Annotated in this window: 13 protein-coding genes; 9 read left to right on the forward strand and 4 right to left on the reverse strand. The window is 33.2% G+C overall.

Features of this window, described 5'->3' with window-relative positions; all coding sequences use genetic code 11:
• The first annotated feature begins 2 nt into the window (after nt 1-2).
• Genes flhF through GCL57_RS14060 form a run of 6 tightly spaced genes read left to right on the forward strand, consistent with a single transcriptional unit; the run spans nt 3 to nt 4,723 of the window.
• Nucleotides 3-1,406, forward strand: a complete 1,404-nt coding sequence (gene flhF, locus GCL57_RS14035; protein ID WP_161597778.1) for a flagellar biosynthesis GTPase FlhF — start codon at nt 3-5, stop codon at nt 1,404-1,406.
• A gap of 26 nt (nt 1,407-1,432) precedes the next feature.
• Nucleotides 1,433-2,350 (forward strand): MinD/ParA family protein, encoded by a 918-nt coding sequence (locus GCL57_RS14040; protein ID WP_152213990.1) that lies wholly within the window; start codon nt 1,433-1,435, stop codon nt 2,348-2,350.
• Between the two features lie 17 nt (nt 2,351-2,367).
• On the forward strand, nt 2,368-3,189 hold the full coding sequence (locus GCL57_RS14045) for a sigma-70 family RNA polymerase sigma factor (RefSeq protein WP_211363272.1): 822 nt from the start codon (nt 2,368-2,370) through the stop codon (nt 3,187-3,189).
• A gap of 27 nt (nt 3,190-3,216) precedes the next feature.
• Nucleotides 3,217-3,609 (forward strand): response regulator, encoded by a 393-nt coding sequence (locus tag GCL57_RS14050; protein ID WP_152213991.1) that lies wholly within the window; start codon nt 3,217-3,219, stop codon nt 3,607-3,609.
• 41 nt (nt 3,610-3,650) lie between these two features.
• Entirely contained in the window at nt 3,651-4,118 is a 468-nt protein-coding gene (locus tag GCL57_RS14055) for a hypothetical protein (RefSeq protein WP_152213992.1), read from the forward strand.
• The gene (locus tag GCL57_RS14060) at nt 4,115-4,723 is read left to right on the forward strand and encodes a hypothetical protein (RefSeq protein ID WP_152213993.1); all 609 of its coding nucleotides are present in this window, start codon (nt 4,115-4,117) and stop codon (nt 4,721-4,723) included. The genes GCL57_RS14055 and GCL57_RS14060 overlap by 4 nt, the downstream gene beginning before the upstream one ends.
• Nucleotide 4,724: 1 nt before the next feature.
• On the opposite strand, the gene GCL57_RS14065 is transcribed toward GCL57_RS14060, so the two are convergent.
• A complete protein-coding gene (locus tag GCL57_RS14065) occupies nt 4,725-5,786 on the reverse strand; it encodes a substrate-binding domain-containing protein (RefSeq protein ID WP_152213994.1) in 1,062 nt (353 codons plus the stop codon).
• 526 nt (nt 5,787-6,312) lie between these two features.
• The gene (locus GCL57_RS14070) at nt 6,313-7,476 is read right to left on the reverse strand and encodes a bifunctional 2-methylcitrate synthase/citrate synthase (RefSeq protein ID WP_152214046.1); all 1,164 of its coding nucleotides are present in this window, start codon (nt 7,474-7,476) and stop codon (nt 6,313-6,315) included.
• Nucleotides 7,477-7,865: 389 nt separating this feature from the next.
• On the opposite strand from GCL57_RS14070, the gene GCL57_RS14075 reads away from it, so the two are divergent.
• Both GCL57_RS14075 and prpB read left to right on the forward strand, forming a co-directional pair.
• Entirely contained in the window at nt 7,866-9,374 is a 1,509-nt protein-coding gene (locus GCL57_RS14075; RefSeq protein WP_152213995.1) for an MmgE/PrpD family protein, read from the forward strand.
• Entirely contained in the window at nt 9,374-10,285 is a 912-nt protein-coding gene (gene prpB / locus GCL57_RS14080) for a methylisocitrate lyase (protein WP_152213996.1), read from the forward strand. Before GCL57_RS14075 ends, prpB begins: the two co-directional genes overlap by 1 nt.
• Here prpB and GCL57_RS14085 read toward each other — a convergent pair.
• Nucleotides 10,271-13,165, reverse strand: a complete 2,895-nt coding sequence (locus GCL57_RS14085; protein ID WP_152213997.1) for a TIM-barrel domain-containing protein — start codon at nt 13,163-13,165, stop codon at nt 10,271-10,273. The genes prpB and GCL57_RS14085 overlap by 15 nt on opposite strands.
• A 693-nt stretch (nt 13,166-13,858) precedes the next feature.
• Between GCL57_RS14085 and GCL57_RS14090 the strand changes: the two genes are divergently transcribed.
• Nucleotides 13,859-14,299, forward strand: coding sequence for a hypothetical protein (locus GCL57_RS14090; protein ID WP_152213998.1), 441 nt, complete (start codon nt 13,859-13,861; stop codon nt 14,297-14,299).
• 85 nt (nt 14,300-14,384) lie between these two features.
• Here the strand turns inward: GCL57_RS14090 and GCL57_RS14095 are convergent, their stop codons facing one another.
• Complete coding sequence (locus GCL57_RS14095) at nt 14,385-16,112, reverse strand: M3 family metallopeptidase (protein WP_152213999.1); 1,728 nt, start codon at nt 16,110-16,112, stop codon at nt 14,385-14,387.
• Nucleotides 16,113-16,203 lie beyond the last annotated feature (91 nt).

Raw genomic sequence — 16,203 nt, forward strand, 5'->3', positions numbered from 1 at the left:
AAATGGAAATAAGAAAGTTTGAATCTTTTTCACTTCAGGATGCCATAAAACTTGTTAAGTTAGAACTTGGGCGTGATGCTGTCATTCTTTCTACAAAAGAAAAAGAAATATATTCGGAAGAATTAGATAAAAACTGCAGAATTTATGAAGTTACAGCAACAGCGAGCGCAACTATGAATGGGAGAGTTATTTCTCCAAAGTCTGCCCAGAATTTACCGAAAGTTGATTTTCCAAAAATAAGACCTAAAAGTGAAGCTACCGTTGTGAAGGGCGATTCTCGTCCCTTTCGTTCTCAGCTCAGTCCAGCTCTTGCTAATTTAAATCCAGAAACACGTAATATGGCAAAAACGTTAGCAAACGCTTTACAGAAAGAAACGCCTAAAGAAAGATTGATAGCACCTGAGCAAAATCGCAGTAAATCCTTTTATGAAAATCAAGAAAATATTGAAGATATTGGAGTATTGCGCAATGAAATTTCAAAAGTTCGCAGAGAGCTTGAGTCATTGCCTCAGGTAGATATCTCAGAGCAAATGCAAGAAATAAAAATTCTTTTGCATGATATAATGAGAGAAAAATATAAAAAAACGGTTGAAGGTTCAAATTCACATATTTCTGATATTGGAATTCGACTGAGAACTGCCGGAGTTTCTGAAAATTTTATCAGTCAGCTTTCTACATTTTTAAAGACATTAGAAGAGGCAAAATCAAGTGAAGAATTACTGTCTTCTCCTGAAAAAACAAGAGAATTTTATTTAAGTAACTCAATAAAATTCATATTTAAATATTTAAAAGTAACAGGGCCCTTTCGCATTGAAAATGGTCGAAAAAAAGTAATTTGCCTTGTTGGGCCAACAGGAGTTGGTAAAACAACGACAATTGCAAAAATAGCGGCAAAATTAAAAATAACCGATGGAAAATCTGTTGAACTTATTTCAATGGATTCATTTCGAATTGCTGCATCCGATCAATTAAGAGTTTATGCAAAAATACTTGAATGTCCCTTTGCGGAAACAGCCGATAAAACTGAATTAGTCAAATACATTTCAAAAAATAATAATTATGATTATATTTTAATTGATACAGCAGGCATTAGTACGCGTTTTAATGAACAAATGGAATTTTTACGGAAAATGTTGACCGTTCCTCTTCCTATTGAATTTCATCTTGTTCTCTCATGCACTATGAAACAAAGAGATATAGATGAAACAATTCGTGGCTTTAAATTTTTATCCCCTTCAAGCCTTATCTTTACAAAGCTTGATGAATCTTGGGCTTTTGGAGAAATTTTAAATAGCAGCGTTCATGCAAAAATTCCACTTAGTTACTTTACGACAGGCCAAAGGGTTCCAGAGGATTTAGAAATTGCTTCAAAAGAAAGAGTTGTAGAAAGATTATTAAAACTTTGAATTAAAAAGATTTTAGGAGGGGAGCAGTGTTTGATCAAGCTTCAAGTCTAAGAGAAATTATGAAGAATATTGAAAAAGAAGGTCTGAATAAAATAATTCAACCTCAATTTATTCAAAAGATACCTACTGTTATCGCTATTTCAGGCGGTAAAGGTGGTGTTGGCAAAACTTTGACCACGGCAAACTTAGGGCTGTGTATGGCACGCCTTGGAATGAGAACATTGCTTATTGATGGTGATTTTGGCTTAGCAAATTTAGATGTTATTTTAAATTTAAGACCAAAATTTACTCTTGATGATGTTCTGTGTGGGGAAAGGCATCTAAAAGAAATTATTATGACTGGTCCTGAAGGTGTTAGAATAATTCCTTCATCAAGTGGAGTTATGAAAGTGCCAGAATTAGATAAGCTACAAAAACTAGTCTTGCTTGATCAAATTGAGGCATTGGATGAAGAATTTGATGTTGTAATCATTGATACACCTGCAGGTGTATCAAAAAATGTACAGTATTGGACAACATCTGCAGCAGAAGTCATTATGGTGGTTACTCCAGAGCCGACAAGTCTAGCAGATTGTTATGCGAGTATAAAAATACTTGCACAGGTAACCTTAGAAAATTCATTTAAACTTATCGTAAATATGGCACAAAATGATTTAGAAGCAAAAAGAATTTACGAGAAAATATCATCATTAGCGGATGAGTATTTGCAAGTTAGAGTTGAATATCTTGGATTTATTCCATTTGATGAATCGGTAAGAGCATCTGTTCGTGAAAGAGTCCCATATGTACAAAGATATCCATTTTCATTGGCATCTCAGGGATTAAGAGATATTTCAAGGCAAATTGTTACGCAAAGTAACGTGGGACAGCTTAAAGGAACAATGCAGTTTTTTTGGAGAAGAATGATTGCTGCAAATAATAATGAAGTATTTGCATATAAATAAAGTTTTTTGGAGGCATAATGAGCGCATCGGGAGCCACACAAAAAAAACAAATCTTCGTCGAAGAATCACTTGAACCGCAAAAGCAGAAACGTATTGCACAAAACCAAACGCGGGCAGTTCCATTGACAAGTGATCCGATGAGAAATCAAATTATCATGGATTACGCTCCTCTAATTAAATATATTGCGCAAAAAATTGCCGCACGTTTGCCTTCAAATATTGATTTAGATGATCTCTTTTCTGCTGGCGTTATAGGTTTAATGGATGCAATAGATAAATATGATCCAAGTCGAGATAATAAATTTAAAACTTATGCCGAATTTCGTGTGCGTGGAGCAATGCTTGATGAACTTAGAAATCAAGACTGGGTACCAAGAAGCGTGCGCGAAAGTAACAAAAAAGAAGATAAAGCTAAGCTTGAACTTGAGCATAAACTTGGGCGGCCGGCAACTGAAAGAGAAATTGCTCAATTCCTTGAAGTCCCCTTAGAAGAATATCAAGAGCGGATGGGAAGGACGCGTGTCTCGATGATGAGTCTTGAAGAATTGGGTGGAACTCATTCCAGCGACAAAAAATCGTTACTTGATTGTCTTGAAAATCCAAATTCAAAAAATCCTTTTATTCAGTTAAAGAATAAGGGAGTTCGTGATATTATTATGAAAACTGTAGAAGAATTGCCAGAAAAACAAAAGCTTGTTTTAAGTCTTTATTATTATGAAGACTTAAATTTAAAAGAAATTGGCCGAATATTAGATGTAACAGAATCCCGTGTATCACAGTTGCATACTCAGGCTGTTCAAAAAATGAAGTTAAAGCTGAGACACCTCTTGCAGGAGTAAGGCTTTTGAGAAAGGAGTGCCTTTAAAATGGTTTATCCAAACCCCCAGATGAATATCTTAATCGTGGATGACTTTCCAACTATGAGAAAAATAATAAAGAGCGTTCTCAAACAGCTTGGTTATCAAAATATATCCGAAGCAGAAGACGGCCAACTTGCTCTAAACTTTTTGAAGGTAAATCCTCAAATTGAATTTATTGTAAGCGACTGGAATATGCCGAATATGACGGGCATAGAACTTTTAAAAATGGTTCGTGCAGATCCTAAGTTGAAGCATTTGCCATTTCTTATGGTAACAGCAGAAGCCGATAAAGATAATATTGTTGAAGCAGTCAAAAGTGGGGTGAACAATTATATTGTTAAGCCATTTAATGCTGCAACAATGAAAGAAAAAATTGATAAGATTTTTATTAAGAAATAAAAAATTTTTAAAGCATAAATGCCTTATGGAGTTTTTTCACTATGCAAAAAAACCTCACTATTGAGGATATTGAAGAAATTAATCAAGCTGGCGCTTCGGCACAAATACAGCCGACTCCTTTTGATTTAAGGCTTATTACTAAGAAGATTGCAATACGTTTTTGTGAATATAAAATATCAAATGTACCTAATAAAATGTTAAACTCAGAAACAATAGGTATTTCAAATAAAGGTATTTTATTTTTATCAACGACTGAATTCAAAAAAGCAAATTTATTAAGAGTCTGGATTGAAATACCAGATTATTGGTCAAGAAAATCTCGAAAAGTTGAATATAGACATACTGAGGCACCTACCTATTTTCAAATATTAACTCGTGTTTTAAGTGTTGAAGAATTCTTAAAGCGTGGAACAAAATATCAAACTCTCTGTGAAGTATTAAGTATAGATCCTATTGATGAATCTGTTTTAGAAGATTACCTGAATAATAATGGAGCGCTTCAAAAATGAATTCTATAGCAATTGTGCTATGCATTGGAATCTTTCTTTTTATAATTCAATCTATTTTCATCATTTTTTGCTTAAGATGGCTTGCTAGTGGAAAAAGAAAAAGAGATAAAGAATTTGCTATTCTTGATTCTGAAAGAGGTCAATTAATTGAAATGCAGTCTGCATTATCTCAAGAAGTTCAAGATGCTAAAAAACTAGCAAATGATACTTTGAATAAATTAAGAATAATTGGCTCTGAAGCCCATGCAGAATGGGAGGATGTGACTAAAAAAATAAACAGTGTTTTGCTTGAGGTTGATAAACACTCTGGAATTATTTTAGAAGATAATCTTTCAAAGCTTGCAATGCGTAGCATGTCAGTTGAAAAAATTATGAAAGATGCTCAACTTATTAATGAAAAAATAGTTGAAAACACTCGGAAAGCTCAGAAAGTATTAAAGCTTTTTGATACAAATGTTCCTAATGAAGAAATATTTAAAGAAATACAGAGTGAAAAATATTTTGAGGCAAAAAAACTTCTCAGTGAAGGAGTTGATGCGAGTGTAGTTGTAAAGAAGCTTGGTTTAAGTATGTCAGAAGTTGTTTTATTATCCGCATATATTTAAATTATTTTTTATTCTTTATTTTATTTTGTCCCCAAATCTTAATATACGCTTCTTCGTAGCCAATTCCCGAGTCAACATCTGATTTTTTTAATCTTTCTAGAAGTTTTGGTGTCACAAGAATGGGTTTGCTAATGTAGCCGCTGGGAGGTTTGCCAGAGAATGCTCTATTAAGTTCATCGACCAGCTGCCAACCTTGTGAACTTAAGGGTTCTGCTACAGTTGCAATTTGCTGTGAAAAGCCTGAACGAATACGACTTAATGCCTTATTTGAGCCGTCGCCTGCTGAAACATTTTTAATGTCCTTCCTTCCAATATTTGATAAAGGAAAATTCATATTGTCAAAGTAAATATCATTTATTGCTAAAGTGTGTGTCCAACTTTTCTTAAATTTATCATTTAGGCGTGGAACAACCTCGAGCATGAGTTCATCTGCTTTAGAGATTGGAACATTTTCAACAGTGAGTAGTTTACATTTCTTACATGCTTCAATTATTTCGCGCATAAATTTAGTTTTTGCATTTGCAATTGCAAAATTATTATCATTTAATATGACAAAGCCCCCTTTATTACGAGAATCTTTTATAGCATATTCTGCTGCAGTTTTGGCAACCTCTTTAGCGTCGGTTGTGACATTAACGAAAAGATCTTTTGTTGGACCTGACTTTTCTCCAGCGTGCCAGCCAATAAGAATAATTTTTGATTTTTTAGCCTGTTCTAAAGAATCGCTTATGTCTTCAGGTTGAAAACCACCTATAACAATTGCGTCAGGGTGTAACTGAATAGCTTCTAGAAATATTTTTTTAATTTTATTTTTATCACCACTTCCGTTAAATATTTTAATTTTCCATGTTAAAACTTCTCCTGCAGTTTCAAAACCACGATAAACTGCTGACACCCCTCCATTTTGAGTATCTGAAGCTATGAAAATAATATTTCTAGACATAAGCCCAGGAGGACCATCAGTGGGACCATCCCATTTAGCGTAGATGTTCATTTGTACTAAAAGATTTAAAAATAAAAATGCTTTTAAAGTGTAATATAATGAAAATTTCTTAGAACTCATAAGTGTTTAGTCTCCAAAGGTTTAATTAAAATAGGTCGTTATAATGACTAAATTTATTAGATTCTTTTTAATTAATATACTATTTTAGTATACTCATTTTTTCCTCTACTGTTAAATTTTGCTTACTTTTAAATTTTAAATGGTATTATTGTATTTTATAAATTGAATTATTTTTGTTTTTAAAAATAATAAATATTAATAATAGATTTGTCTTATAATAAATTTTTTTAGAGTTTATTATCAGTGAAGAAATTGAATATATTTATAATGCTAATATTGTGCCTTAATTTTCTATGGATAATTCAAATATAAAATGATCCACATGATGATCATATAACCATTCGGCATCTTTTTTAACTTCAGGATTTTTTTGGATACCAAGACGTAATAGTATAGCAATACTTTTAGAGTTTTGGGTTGCACAACAAATAATAAATTTTTTTAATTTTAAGTTGTGAACTCCATAATCAAGAAATTAATTTTCATTAATTTTTAAAAACATTCTTAGAATCCTGAACTTTATATTTTATTTTCTATTCTTTAATGGAATAATTTCTCGCTGAAAAGCTCCAATATATTCGCTCAAGGGACGAATAAGTCGGTTATTTTCATTTTGTTCCATTATATGAGCTGACCACCCTGTTGTTCTGGCAATCACAAAAATGGGTGTAAAAAAATCAATATCAAAACCCATCATATAATAAGCAGGCCCAGTTGGGAAATCGAGGTTTGGATAGATATTTTTTTTCTCTACCATAACTTTTTCTAAAGAATGATACATTTGCACCCATTTTTGCTCATTTTTAACATCACTTATAATTTGCAAATATTTTTTCATTGTAGGAACACGTGAGTCGCCAGATTTATAAACGCGATGACCAAAACCCATTACTTTTTTCTTTTGGACTAGTGCATCTTTCATCCATTGTTCTGCTTTGTTAGCATCATCAATTTCAATCATCATATACATGACTTGTTCATTTGCTCCGCCATGTAAAGAACCTTTCAGTGCGCCAATACCAGCAACAGTGGCAGAATAAATATCTGACTGAGTTGAAGTCACCACGCGAGTTGTAAATGTTGATGCATTAAAACTATGTTCAGCATAAAGTATTAAAGAAACATCAAATGCTTTTACAATTTTTTCTGAAGGAATTTTATTAAAACACATATGAAAAAAATTTTCTGCAAAAGAAAGATCTTTCCTTGGAGGAATAACAGTCTTTCCCTGACGTAGACGGTAATGTGCAGCAACCATTGTTGGTATTTTTGCTAAGAGTTGAAGTGCTCTATCATAAAAAATATCTGCCGATGAATTGGCTGATTTTGTAATATCTTCACAACCAAGAAGAGAAACTGCAGTTCTAATTGCGTCCATAGGATGAGTTTCTTTTGGTAATGCTTTTAAAGTATTTAAAATTGTCTTTGAAACATCTCTATATCCATGCTCTTTTTTTATAAAAGATTGTAATTGTTCATAAGTGGGAAGCTCTCCATGAAATAATAGAAAGGCAACTTCTTCAAAAGAACAATTTTCGGCTAGATCTTGTACGGGATAGCCTCGATAAATAAGTGAATTTGATTCTGGATTCACTTTAGAAATCTTGGTTGTGTCGATCACCACTCCTTCCAAGCCTTTCTTTACATTTACTTTTTCTGGTTCAGGAATGTAATCAGGATTGATATGAATATTCTTGTGAGATGGGACATCTTCTAAATTGATCACGACTCTTCCTCCGAGAGTGCACGGGCCTCTCAATCAGATGGGAAAGGATAACAACAGCAAAATAAAATCTGAATATTTAGATTTTATTTTGCTGACATGTTCTCCCTTTGTACCGAAGAGAAAGCCACAAGCATAGGTTGAACTCAATGATGCGATCGGACTTAGGAAAAAAAGGAAAAATACATTTTCCATACCGTTGCGGGACAGTGCCGGTTTCTCACCGGTCTTCAGCTTTCATTGAGTGGTTAATTGGTTTAGGAAGGCTAAGCTAATTTTATCTAAACTTCAATGAACTCTTGACGGGATTTCGAGACGCCAGTATTTTCAAGAAAATTTCCAATGAAAGGTTGAGTATGAAAATGCATCTCGTTCGAGTCCATCAATCAAAAGAAAAAATTGAGCGAAAAGATCAGCTTGCCTGGAAAATAGCAGAAATTGCTTCGAATTCATTCAATATAAATGATGATGTGTTAGAAATGGCAATCAACAGAATTATAGACAATGCTTCTGTTGCTATTGCTTCAATCAATCGCTCTCCTGTTGCGACTGCGCGTTCTATGGCTATTGCTCATCCAAGACAAAATGGAGCAACAGTTTTTGGAATGCCAAATAATCAGAAATTCAATTGTGAATGGGCGGCTTGGGCAAATGGAACTGCGGTTCGTGAACTTGATTTTCACGATACTTTTTTGGCTGCTGATTATTCACACCCAGGAGACAATATTCCTCCAATTTTAGCTGTTGCTCAACAAAAAAATAAATCTGGAAAAGAGCTGCTTCGAGGTATTTTGACGGGATATGAAGTACACGTAAATCTTGTAAAGTCTATCTGTTTGCATGAATTTAAAAAAGATCACATCGCACATCTTTGTCCAGCACAAGCAGCAGGAATAGGCGCATTGCTTGGACTTCCAATTGATACTATATATCAAGCTGTTCAACAAGCTGTTCACGTTTCGTTTACAACTCGGCAATCTCGAAAAGGAGAAATTTCGTCTTGGAAAGCTTATGCTCCTGCTCATGCAGGTAAACTCGCCATTGAAGCTTTAGACAGGGCAATGAGAGGAGAAGGTTCACCTTCACCTATTTATGAAGGTGAGGATTCAGTGATTGCATATATGCTGAGTGGCAAAGAAGGACGTTATGAAGTCCCACTTCCTGAAGCAGGGGAAGAACAACTTGCAATTCTTGAAACCTATACAAAAGAACACTCTGCCGAATACCAGTCTCAAGCCTTAATTGACCTTGCACGAAAATTAAAGGCAAAGGTTACAAACTTTGAAGAAATACAAAGTATACAAATTTATACTTCTCATCATACGCATTATGTTATTGGTACAGGTGCAAATGATCCACAAAAAATGGATCCCAATGCGTCACGCGAAACACTTGATCATTCCATAATGTATATTTTTGCAGTCGCTCTGCAAGATGGAAATTGGCATCATATTCATTCTTATTCTCCTGAGCGTGCAAAAAGAGAAGATACAATTCGCTTATGGCATAAAATTTCAACGATTGAAGATCCTCAATGGACTCAATGGTATCATGAGCAGGATCCTAATAAAAAAAGGTTTGGTGGACGAGTAGAAATTAAATTTAAAAATGGTGATAAATTGGTTGATGAACTTGGCGTAGCAGATGCACATCCGAATGGAGCGCGCCCATTTAAGAGAAAAAATTATATAAATAAGTTTGATACTCTATCGGACGGAATTATTTTGAAGTCAGAAAGAGATCGCTTTATTTCACTCGCAGAGAATTTAATTGATTTGACAGATGAGCAAGTAAAACAACTTAATGTCCAAGTTGAAATGAAAAACTTAATTAATAATAAACCAAATTCACAGGGGATATTTTAATGCTGTTTCCTGAATGCACACCTTCAGAAAAACGAAAAAATCTTCGTTCCGTATTAAAAACGGGCAAGCTTTTGCAGTTTCCTGGTTCGTGGTCTCCTCTTGTCAGTATGGCAATTGAAAAACAAGGTTTCGATGGAGTTTATATTTCTGGTTCAGTGCTTTCAAATGATTTGGGTTATCCAGATATTGGTATGACAACATTAACGGAAGTTGGGCAAAGAGGAAGACAAATTTCCCGAACAACAAACCTTCCTACAATTATTGATATTGATACTGGTTTTGGTGAGCCGATGAATGCAACTCGCTCCGTTCAAGAAATGATAGAAATGGGACTTGCAGGGTGTCATATTGAAGATCAAATAAATCCAAAACGCTGTGGGCATTTGGATGGAAAAGCAGTTGTGAGTCAAAAAGACATGGTTCATAAAGTAACAGCCGCGATCTTGGGTAAAAAACTTGATGAAAACTTTCTAATAATTGCTCGCACAGATGCGCGTGCAGTAGAAGGTTTAGATAAAGCAATTGAACGCTCTAAGGCTTATATCGATGCGGGAGCTGAGTGCATTTTTATAGAAGCACTTGAAAATGAAAAAGAGTTTGAAATATTCAGGAAGGCAATTTCAGTTCCCCTCCTTGTTAATATGACCGAATTTGGAAAATCAAAGTTGTTTACTTATGAGCAGCTTTCAAATCTTGGATATAATATTGTTATTTATCCTGTTACGACTTTCCGTTTAGCGATGAAAGCAACTGTGGATGGATTATTAGAAATAAAATCGAAGGGAACGCAAGAAGGAATTTTAGATCAAATGCAGCATCGGAAAGATTTATATTCATTGTCACGTTATGAAGAATATAATTCATTTGATCAAAATATATTTAATTTTAAACATACTTTAAAAACTCCCTGAAAAATTCCCTCCATATCCAGAATTTATTGTTTTCAAAATATTGTTTCTCCCTGCCTGCCATTCTATTACTTCATTGGTAAACTCTTTCTTTTTAATACACTTCCATTCGATTTCTTTGTTCTCTGTAGAGAAATCGGCAATGTATTTTGACCAAGTTGGGTATTCATTTGGTTCCAATTTTATTGCTTTTGTTGTGTTCCAATTACCAATTTCATTACTGTTCCCAACAATATAAATAGATTCGCCAAAGTTTGTTATTCCATTTAGACAAGTAAATGTGTAATGTGCGTTTTTACTTTGCTTTGCTTGTAAATTAAATTCATAAACGTAAGAACTGCGCACATTTAGTTTACTTGTTTTCGCAATAGCTAAATTTTTACTTGGAGTATCCCAACAATTTTCATTTACGAGATCAGTGCATTTTTCAAGTAGAACTCCGTTGAGAGCGACATAACTTACGATTTCATTTGGGATAGCCATTTTAATTACGTGCTTTCTTGATTCTTGTATACCTGAAAATTTTCCTATGGTTGGAGATATTGTAAGAATTGCAGTGTTATTTTTCCTAACTTGAGTCATTTCAGTTTCAGAATAATTTTTTTCTTTGTATTTTAATGATCGTCCATCATCTTCATAAAGTGTAAAATTAGTCATTTTTTCACTTGGTACCACTGCAATAATTAAATCATATATTTTTGTTCCATCAGTGCGGAGTCCTTGTATATCCATTGTTTTGTCATCAATAAATGCTTGTGGAATTATGGCGCCGCCAAGAATAAAAAGTGGTATTTTATATTTACCATTTAAATATGCTGGAAAATCAATATATTTTTTTCCTGTATCCGTAATTTCATCAAGCGTGTGATAATTAAGCCAGCGCCCTTCAGGTAAGTAAATATTTTTACGAATAGGATCATTATATTGAAACATTGTACTACCAAGCAAAAACTTTCCAATCATTTTTTCGCTACTTATTTTTCTTACATTTTTATCAGACTGAAATAAAGTTACTAAAGGGGGTGTTACGGCTTCTCCAAATAAATGTGCTCTGAAAAAGAGTGAATAATAATATGGAGCAAGGGTATATCGCTGCCTCAAATTCTCCCTATTCGAAGAAATGTCACCAATTAAGGAAGGAGCAGTTTCAGATTGATTTGTTTCACCAACGACGGTATGTGGACGTACTGGAAAATCGAAAACCGAGGCATTGGCAAACCATAACGTATATAGTTTTTCGATATTGCTACCATCAAAAGTATTTCTGTGAAATCCACCTGTATCAGCTGAGTAAAAATCAATCCCACTTAAAGAAACATTCATTTGATTATTTATATGAGCTTTAAGTGCACCTAAATTAGCACCAATATCACCTGACCACATGCCTGCTCCCATGCGTTGCATGCCGGGTGAACCTGCACGACTTATGTAAAATGGGCGATCACTAAAGTTTGGATTCTGCCTATTTGTAAAATAACCTTTATCTAAACTTTCAATCCATTTTAGTGCATAAAGATTTGCATTATCAGCATGTCTATTTTTTAACTCTCCATTCTCAACATAGCCTGAATAATATGCATTAGGGTCATACATCTCAGGTTCATTTAAATCTAACCAAAAGTTTGATAATCCCGAATTAACAAGTGGAACTTGCTTTTTTTGAAACCAGTAAGCAGATGCTTTTGCATTGCTCCAGTCGATCATTCCACCGCTTCCCCACCAAGTGTCTTTAAAGTAACTAGGATCACATCCCGTAGCGTTTTTTCTGACAAGGTAACAGCGTGACAATAAATCTTGATAATCACCAATATTAGAGTTTGGAGTTTTTGCCGATTCAGAAATATAGGATTCTTGGATAGGAATAAATTCAATGCCATTCTCTTTGAACTTTTTTATATTTTCTATTGGATTTGGAAAATTATTTTCATCAAATGATAAACTACCCATTCCTTTAGTACCGCCAAACCAATAAAGGTCTAGGGCAAAACCATCGATAGGAAACTTATTATTTCTAAGACTTGATAATTTAGAATTAACTTCATTCCAGTTTTTATAGCCATATTCGCTGACCCAAAGTCCGAGCATTTTTTTTGGTGGCAGAGTCGGGTTGCCAATTAATGACATGTATTTTTGTCTGAGTTGTTCTAAATTATCCCCAGCAATTAAGAAGTAGCGGATTTTTTTATCAGACACTTTAACATTCCAAGCATTTGAGTTTGTAAAATCCCAGCCCATTTTATATGTACTGTCTATAAAAATTGCATAATTTTGTTTTTCTTCACCAAGTGCATAAAGAATCGGAAATTGAACTTTTGAGTTTGCACCCCCAGAAAAACCGACAAAGGCATTGCCAAATTCACCGGGTTCCCATTTGCGACCGACCCAGTCACCATCGGCTGAATTTGGATCATAAAAATATTGTCCAAGTCCATAGGCATTTTGATTTTGAGTTGAAATAATTTTAAGGGAATTATTATCTAAATTGTTAATTGGACAAATTTTTGCTAATTTATAATTTAATTTCTTATTGGTATAGGAGATGCAAAAAGTTTTTCTATCTATATTTACACCTATATTTGCAGTCTCAATTGTTGAAGCTGATTGCTTAAATTCTGTGGGACCACGAAATGATTGCTCTTGTACCATGGGTGACGTAAAGATAGGAAAGTTATATTGAGAATTATTTAAATTATCGCCTGTTTCAATATGTATTATATCGTCACTCAGTGCCTCTAATAAAATATATTTTCCATTTTCAGAAAATTTTATGTTTGGAATTGAACTAGAATATTCTGTTTTTGCAAAAACATGTGAATGATATAAATTTGTAACAATCAAACAAAGACTTGAAGTGATAAAATTTGAATATTTTAAATGATACATACTTACCTTTCGTTGTGTTGAACGATTTAAATTGCATGAGCATAAGAGTCAAAATATTTATTTACATCAAGTTTATGATTATTAAAACATTTAAAATGTTTTATTATTTTAAATGTTTTAATTTTTCAAATAAAATAGCAATTTAAAATCCACATCCGTTTTTAGCACTATTTGGATATTTAATGAGAAGTGGCTGAAGAGTCGCTAAGATTTTTTTGTTATCAATGTTTTCATTTTTTAGGTAACTGTCGGGTAAATAATGCATTAAAAATGCATTCATAGCAAAGTTAGTTAGGCTGTTTTCAAAAATATAACTGTGACGATATTTTTCAATTTCATTTAATTTTTTTTAATGCACTTAAATTTGAAAATGGTGTTGTTTTTAAATCATATCCTAATTCTTTTAGTTTATCTGAAAGAGGCTTATCAGTAAAATTAACTTGTTAAATTATTAAATAAACATAAAGACTTAAACTGGTATTTGCATTTATTTTAGAAATAAAACATATGCTCGGGGCTTTAGCTGAATTTTTACTTAAAAAATTAATTTTTAATCTTCTGGAATTTCTGTTTCTTTAAAGTGCAGTATATTTAATGTGAAAAAAATAAAATAATATCTAAAATATAACTTGCAATTTAAAAATATTTAATTTAAAGAACTATTAAATTCAATATAATAGATAGGAGTAAAGTATGTATAAAAAAATGTTGCTTGCTTGTTCACTGTTTTGTTCTATTAATGCTTTTGCAGCAAACGAAAGCCCAATTCTGACAAAAAAATCATATTCAGGATATGTAATGATGGGTTATAATACATCTAATGAATGTGAAGTTTATAATAACAAAGTTTTAATAAATGTAAGAGCAGGTGAAGGTCAAGTTAAACAAGTAAAAGAAATTGCTCTTTCTGGTAATATCAAAGGAATGATCGAAGATGCAAGCAGAGGGCCGCTTAGAAATTCTATTGCTCCAGTTGATGCATCTTCCACTATGTACTCTGCAATTAGAATCAATACAAATGGAAGTACAGAAACAGTAAATCTTGGGCATCTTGTTGCGAATACTTGGCAAACTGAAAATCAATCAGTAGGATCTTTTGGTTTACGCAATTTATTAGATAAGCTTTGTAATTAATCGAGTTAAAATTGTATAACTTATTAGATTTTATCTTTTTAAATTAAAATAGGGTGATACTAAAAAAAATCCTTCTTTTTAAATATTACCCTATTTTTTCGATTTCTTTTTCGATTTCTTCACACAAATTTTTAATCATGCTTTCACTAAAATCAAATTGCAGATCAGAAGCTGTAAATAAATTTTGCAGAGAACATTGGGCACCTAAACTTATTCCTGCAATGTAATTATTAACTGCTTGTGCATAGTTTTCTCTACTTTTTTTCCACAATTGTAAGGCGCCAACCTGAGCAATTCCATAATCGATATAATAAAATGGAGAAGTGAAAACATGTGGTCTGCTAATCCAGCCAAGTTCTTCAAATTCTTCACAACCACTCCAATCAACCTGTGGTCGGTATTTTTTAGAAATACTGAGCCATGCGTTGTTACGTTGTGTTGCGGTGAGTTTTTGTTTAGTTGAATAAATATTGTGCTGCCATTCATCCATCATAGACATAAAAGGCCAGAAGTGCAGCATATGGAAAAGTTGAAAAGTTAGGGCTTTTTGCGCATCTTTTTTATCTTTCCACCATGCAGTGAAAAAGGGACTGGCTAAGAGTTCAAGACCAATGCTAGCCACTTCACAAAATTCAAAACCAGGATGTCTTAAAAGTACATTTTCAATATTTGAAACAGCATAACCATGCAGTGCATGGCCAAACTCATGAATAAATGTCATAGCATCTCGAAAATGGCCACTAAAATTTGCAAAAATAAATGGAACTTTACTCTCTTGAAAAGTAACACAAAAAGCGCCGGCCGCTTTATTTGCTCGAGGTGCAATATCAATTAAATTATTACTTTTCATTTCATGAAAAAGCTTTCCAAAGCTTGGATGAATTTTTGAAGTGATATTTTGCATACTCGCAATGAGCATGTTGAGATCGCCATTTACAGGTGATGTTTCAGGCATTAATTGAGGAAAAATAGAAATATCCCACGGTTTAATTGTTTCTGTATTTAATGACTTTTTTTGTCTTTTTGCAATTCTTTCAATAACGGGGATGGATTCTTTGAATATAGAATCACGAAGTTCTTTGCATTCTCTCTCTCCATAATCAATGCGGCCTAATTCTGAAAACGCAACTTCGACATAATTTTTAGCCTGAACTGAGTCTGCTTGTTTTAGACGATTTTCTAAAAGGGCATCGAATATATCTTGATAAACATGTTCATTTTCTTTAACAAAATTCCAATATGAAAAAAAAGCAGATTTTCTAATTTCAGGATTATTGTCATTTAATTTTCCAATAACAACTGATATTGGTAATGTTCTTTCTGCAAATTTGGTTTTAGCAGAGTTAACAAATTTTTTATATTCACGAATATGTTGATTCTCTTCAATCTGTAAAAGAGATATTTCTTGATTCGTATATTTTCTTCTAATTTTAAAATCTTTATATATTCTTTCATTGTCATACGTATGCATGGAATGTCGCCAAGGAGACGACATATAAACGTCCATTAAGTCGCTACGTGCAATTAAAAGTTGAGAAAGAATATTTTCTTCGAATTCATTTAATTTTTCTTCAGCAAGTTTATTTGTTGTATTAAAATAAAGATCGAGCTCTAAAATGGTTTGCGCTTCAGAAATGGCGCAGGAAGCTTCATGAAAGAGTCCATACCATTCACGCGCGCTTTTAAAACTATTTGGCACTTCGCCTGAAAGCTTGGCAACTATTTCTTTGACATCGTTTTTATTAAGAGGATCAAAATTTTCTTTGATAAAAAATTTTTTAGTTTGATTTGGCAAAATATAGTAATGGGACATGTTTACCTTTCTTCAGGAAAATTAGTCAGAGAATTGGCGCGTTGCGTGTGTGACATCTCTTTCTAAAATTAAGTGCTTAGCCTTCCTTTCC

Origin of the sequence: Fluviispira multicolorata, assembly GCF_009208585.1 — a bacterium.
Taxonomy (GTDB): Bacteria; Bdellovibrionota_B; Oligoflexia; order Silvanigrellales; family Silvanigrellaceae; genus Silvanigrella; species Silvanigrella multicolorata.

Bases quoted from the DNA above. Each gene is read 5' to 3' on its own strand.
- GCL57_RS14085 (WP_152213997.1), bottom strand. From the start codon at position 13,165: ATGTATCATTTAAAATATTCAAATTTTATCACTTCAAGTCTTTGTTTG.
- GCL57_RS14045 (WP_211363272.1), top strand. From the start codon at position 2,368: ATGAGCGCATCGGGAGCCACACAAAAAAAACAAATCTTCGTCGAAGAA.
- prpB (WP_152213996.1), top strand. From the start codon at position 9,374: ATGCTGTTTCCTGAATGCACACCTTCAGAAAAACGAAAAAATCTTCGT.
- GCL57_RS14055 (WP_152213992.1), top strand. From the start codon at position 3,651: ATGCAAAAAAACCTCACTATTGAGGATATTGAAGAAATTAATCAAGCT.
- GCL57_RS14095 (WP_152213999.1), bottom strand. From the start codon at position 16,112: ATGTCCCATTACTATATTTTGCCAAATCAAACTAAAAAATTTTTTATC.
- flhF (WP_161597778.1), top strand. From the start codon at position 3: ATGGAAATAAGAAAGTTTGAATCTTTTTCACTTCAGGATGCCATAAAA.
- GCL57_RS14065 (WP_152213994.1), bottom strand. From the start codon at position 5,786: ATGAGTTCTAAGAAATTTTCATTATATTACACTTTAAAAGCATTTTTA.
- GCL57_RS14050 (WP_152213991.1), top strand. From the start codon at position 3,217: ATGGTTTATCCAAACCCCCAGATGAATATCTTAATCGTGGATGACTTT.
- GCL57_RS14060 (WP_152213993.1), top strand. From the start codon at position 4,115: ATGAATTCTATAGCAATTGTGCTATGCATTGGAATCTTTCTTTTTATA.
- GCL57_RS14075 (WP_152213995.1), top strand. From the start codon at position 7,866: ATGAAAATGCATCTCGTTCGAGTCCATCAATCAAAAGAAAAAATTGAG.
- GCL57_RS14090 (WP_152213998.1), top strand. From the start codon at position 13,859: ATGTATAAAAAAATGTTGCTTGCTTGTTCACTGTTTTGTTCTATTAAT.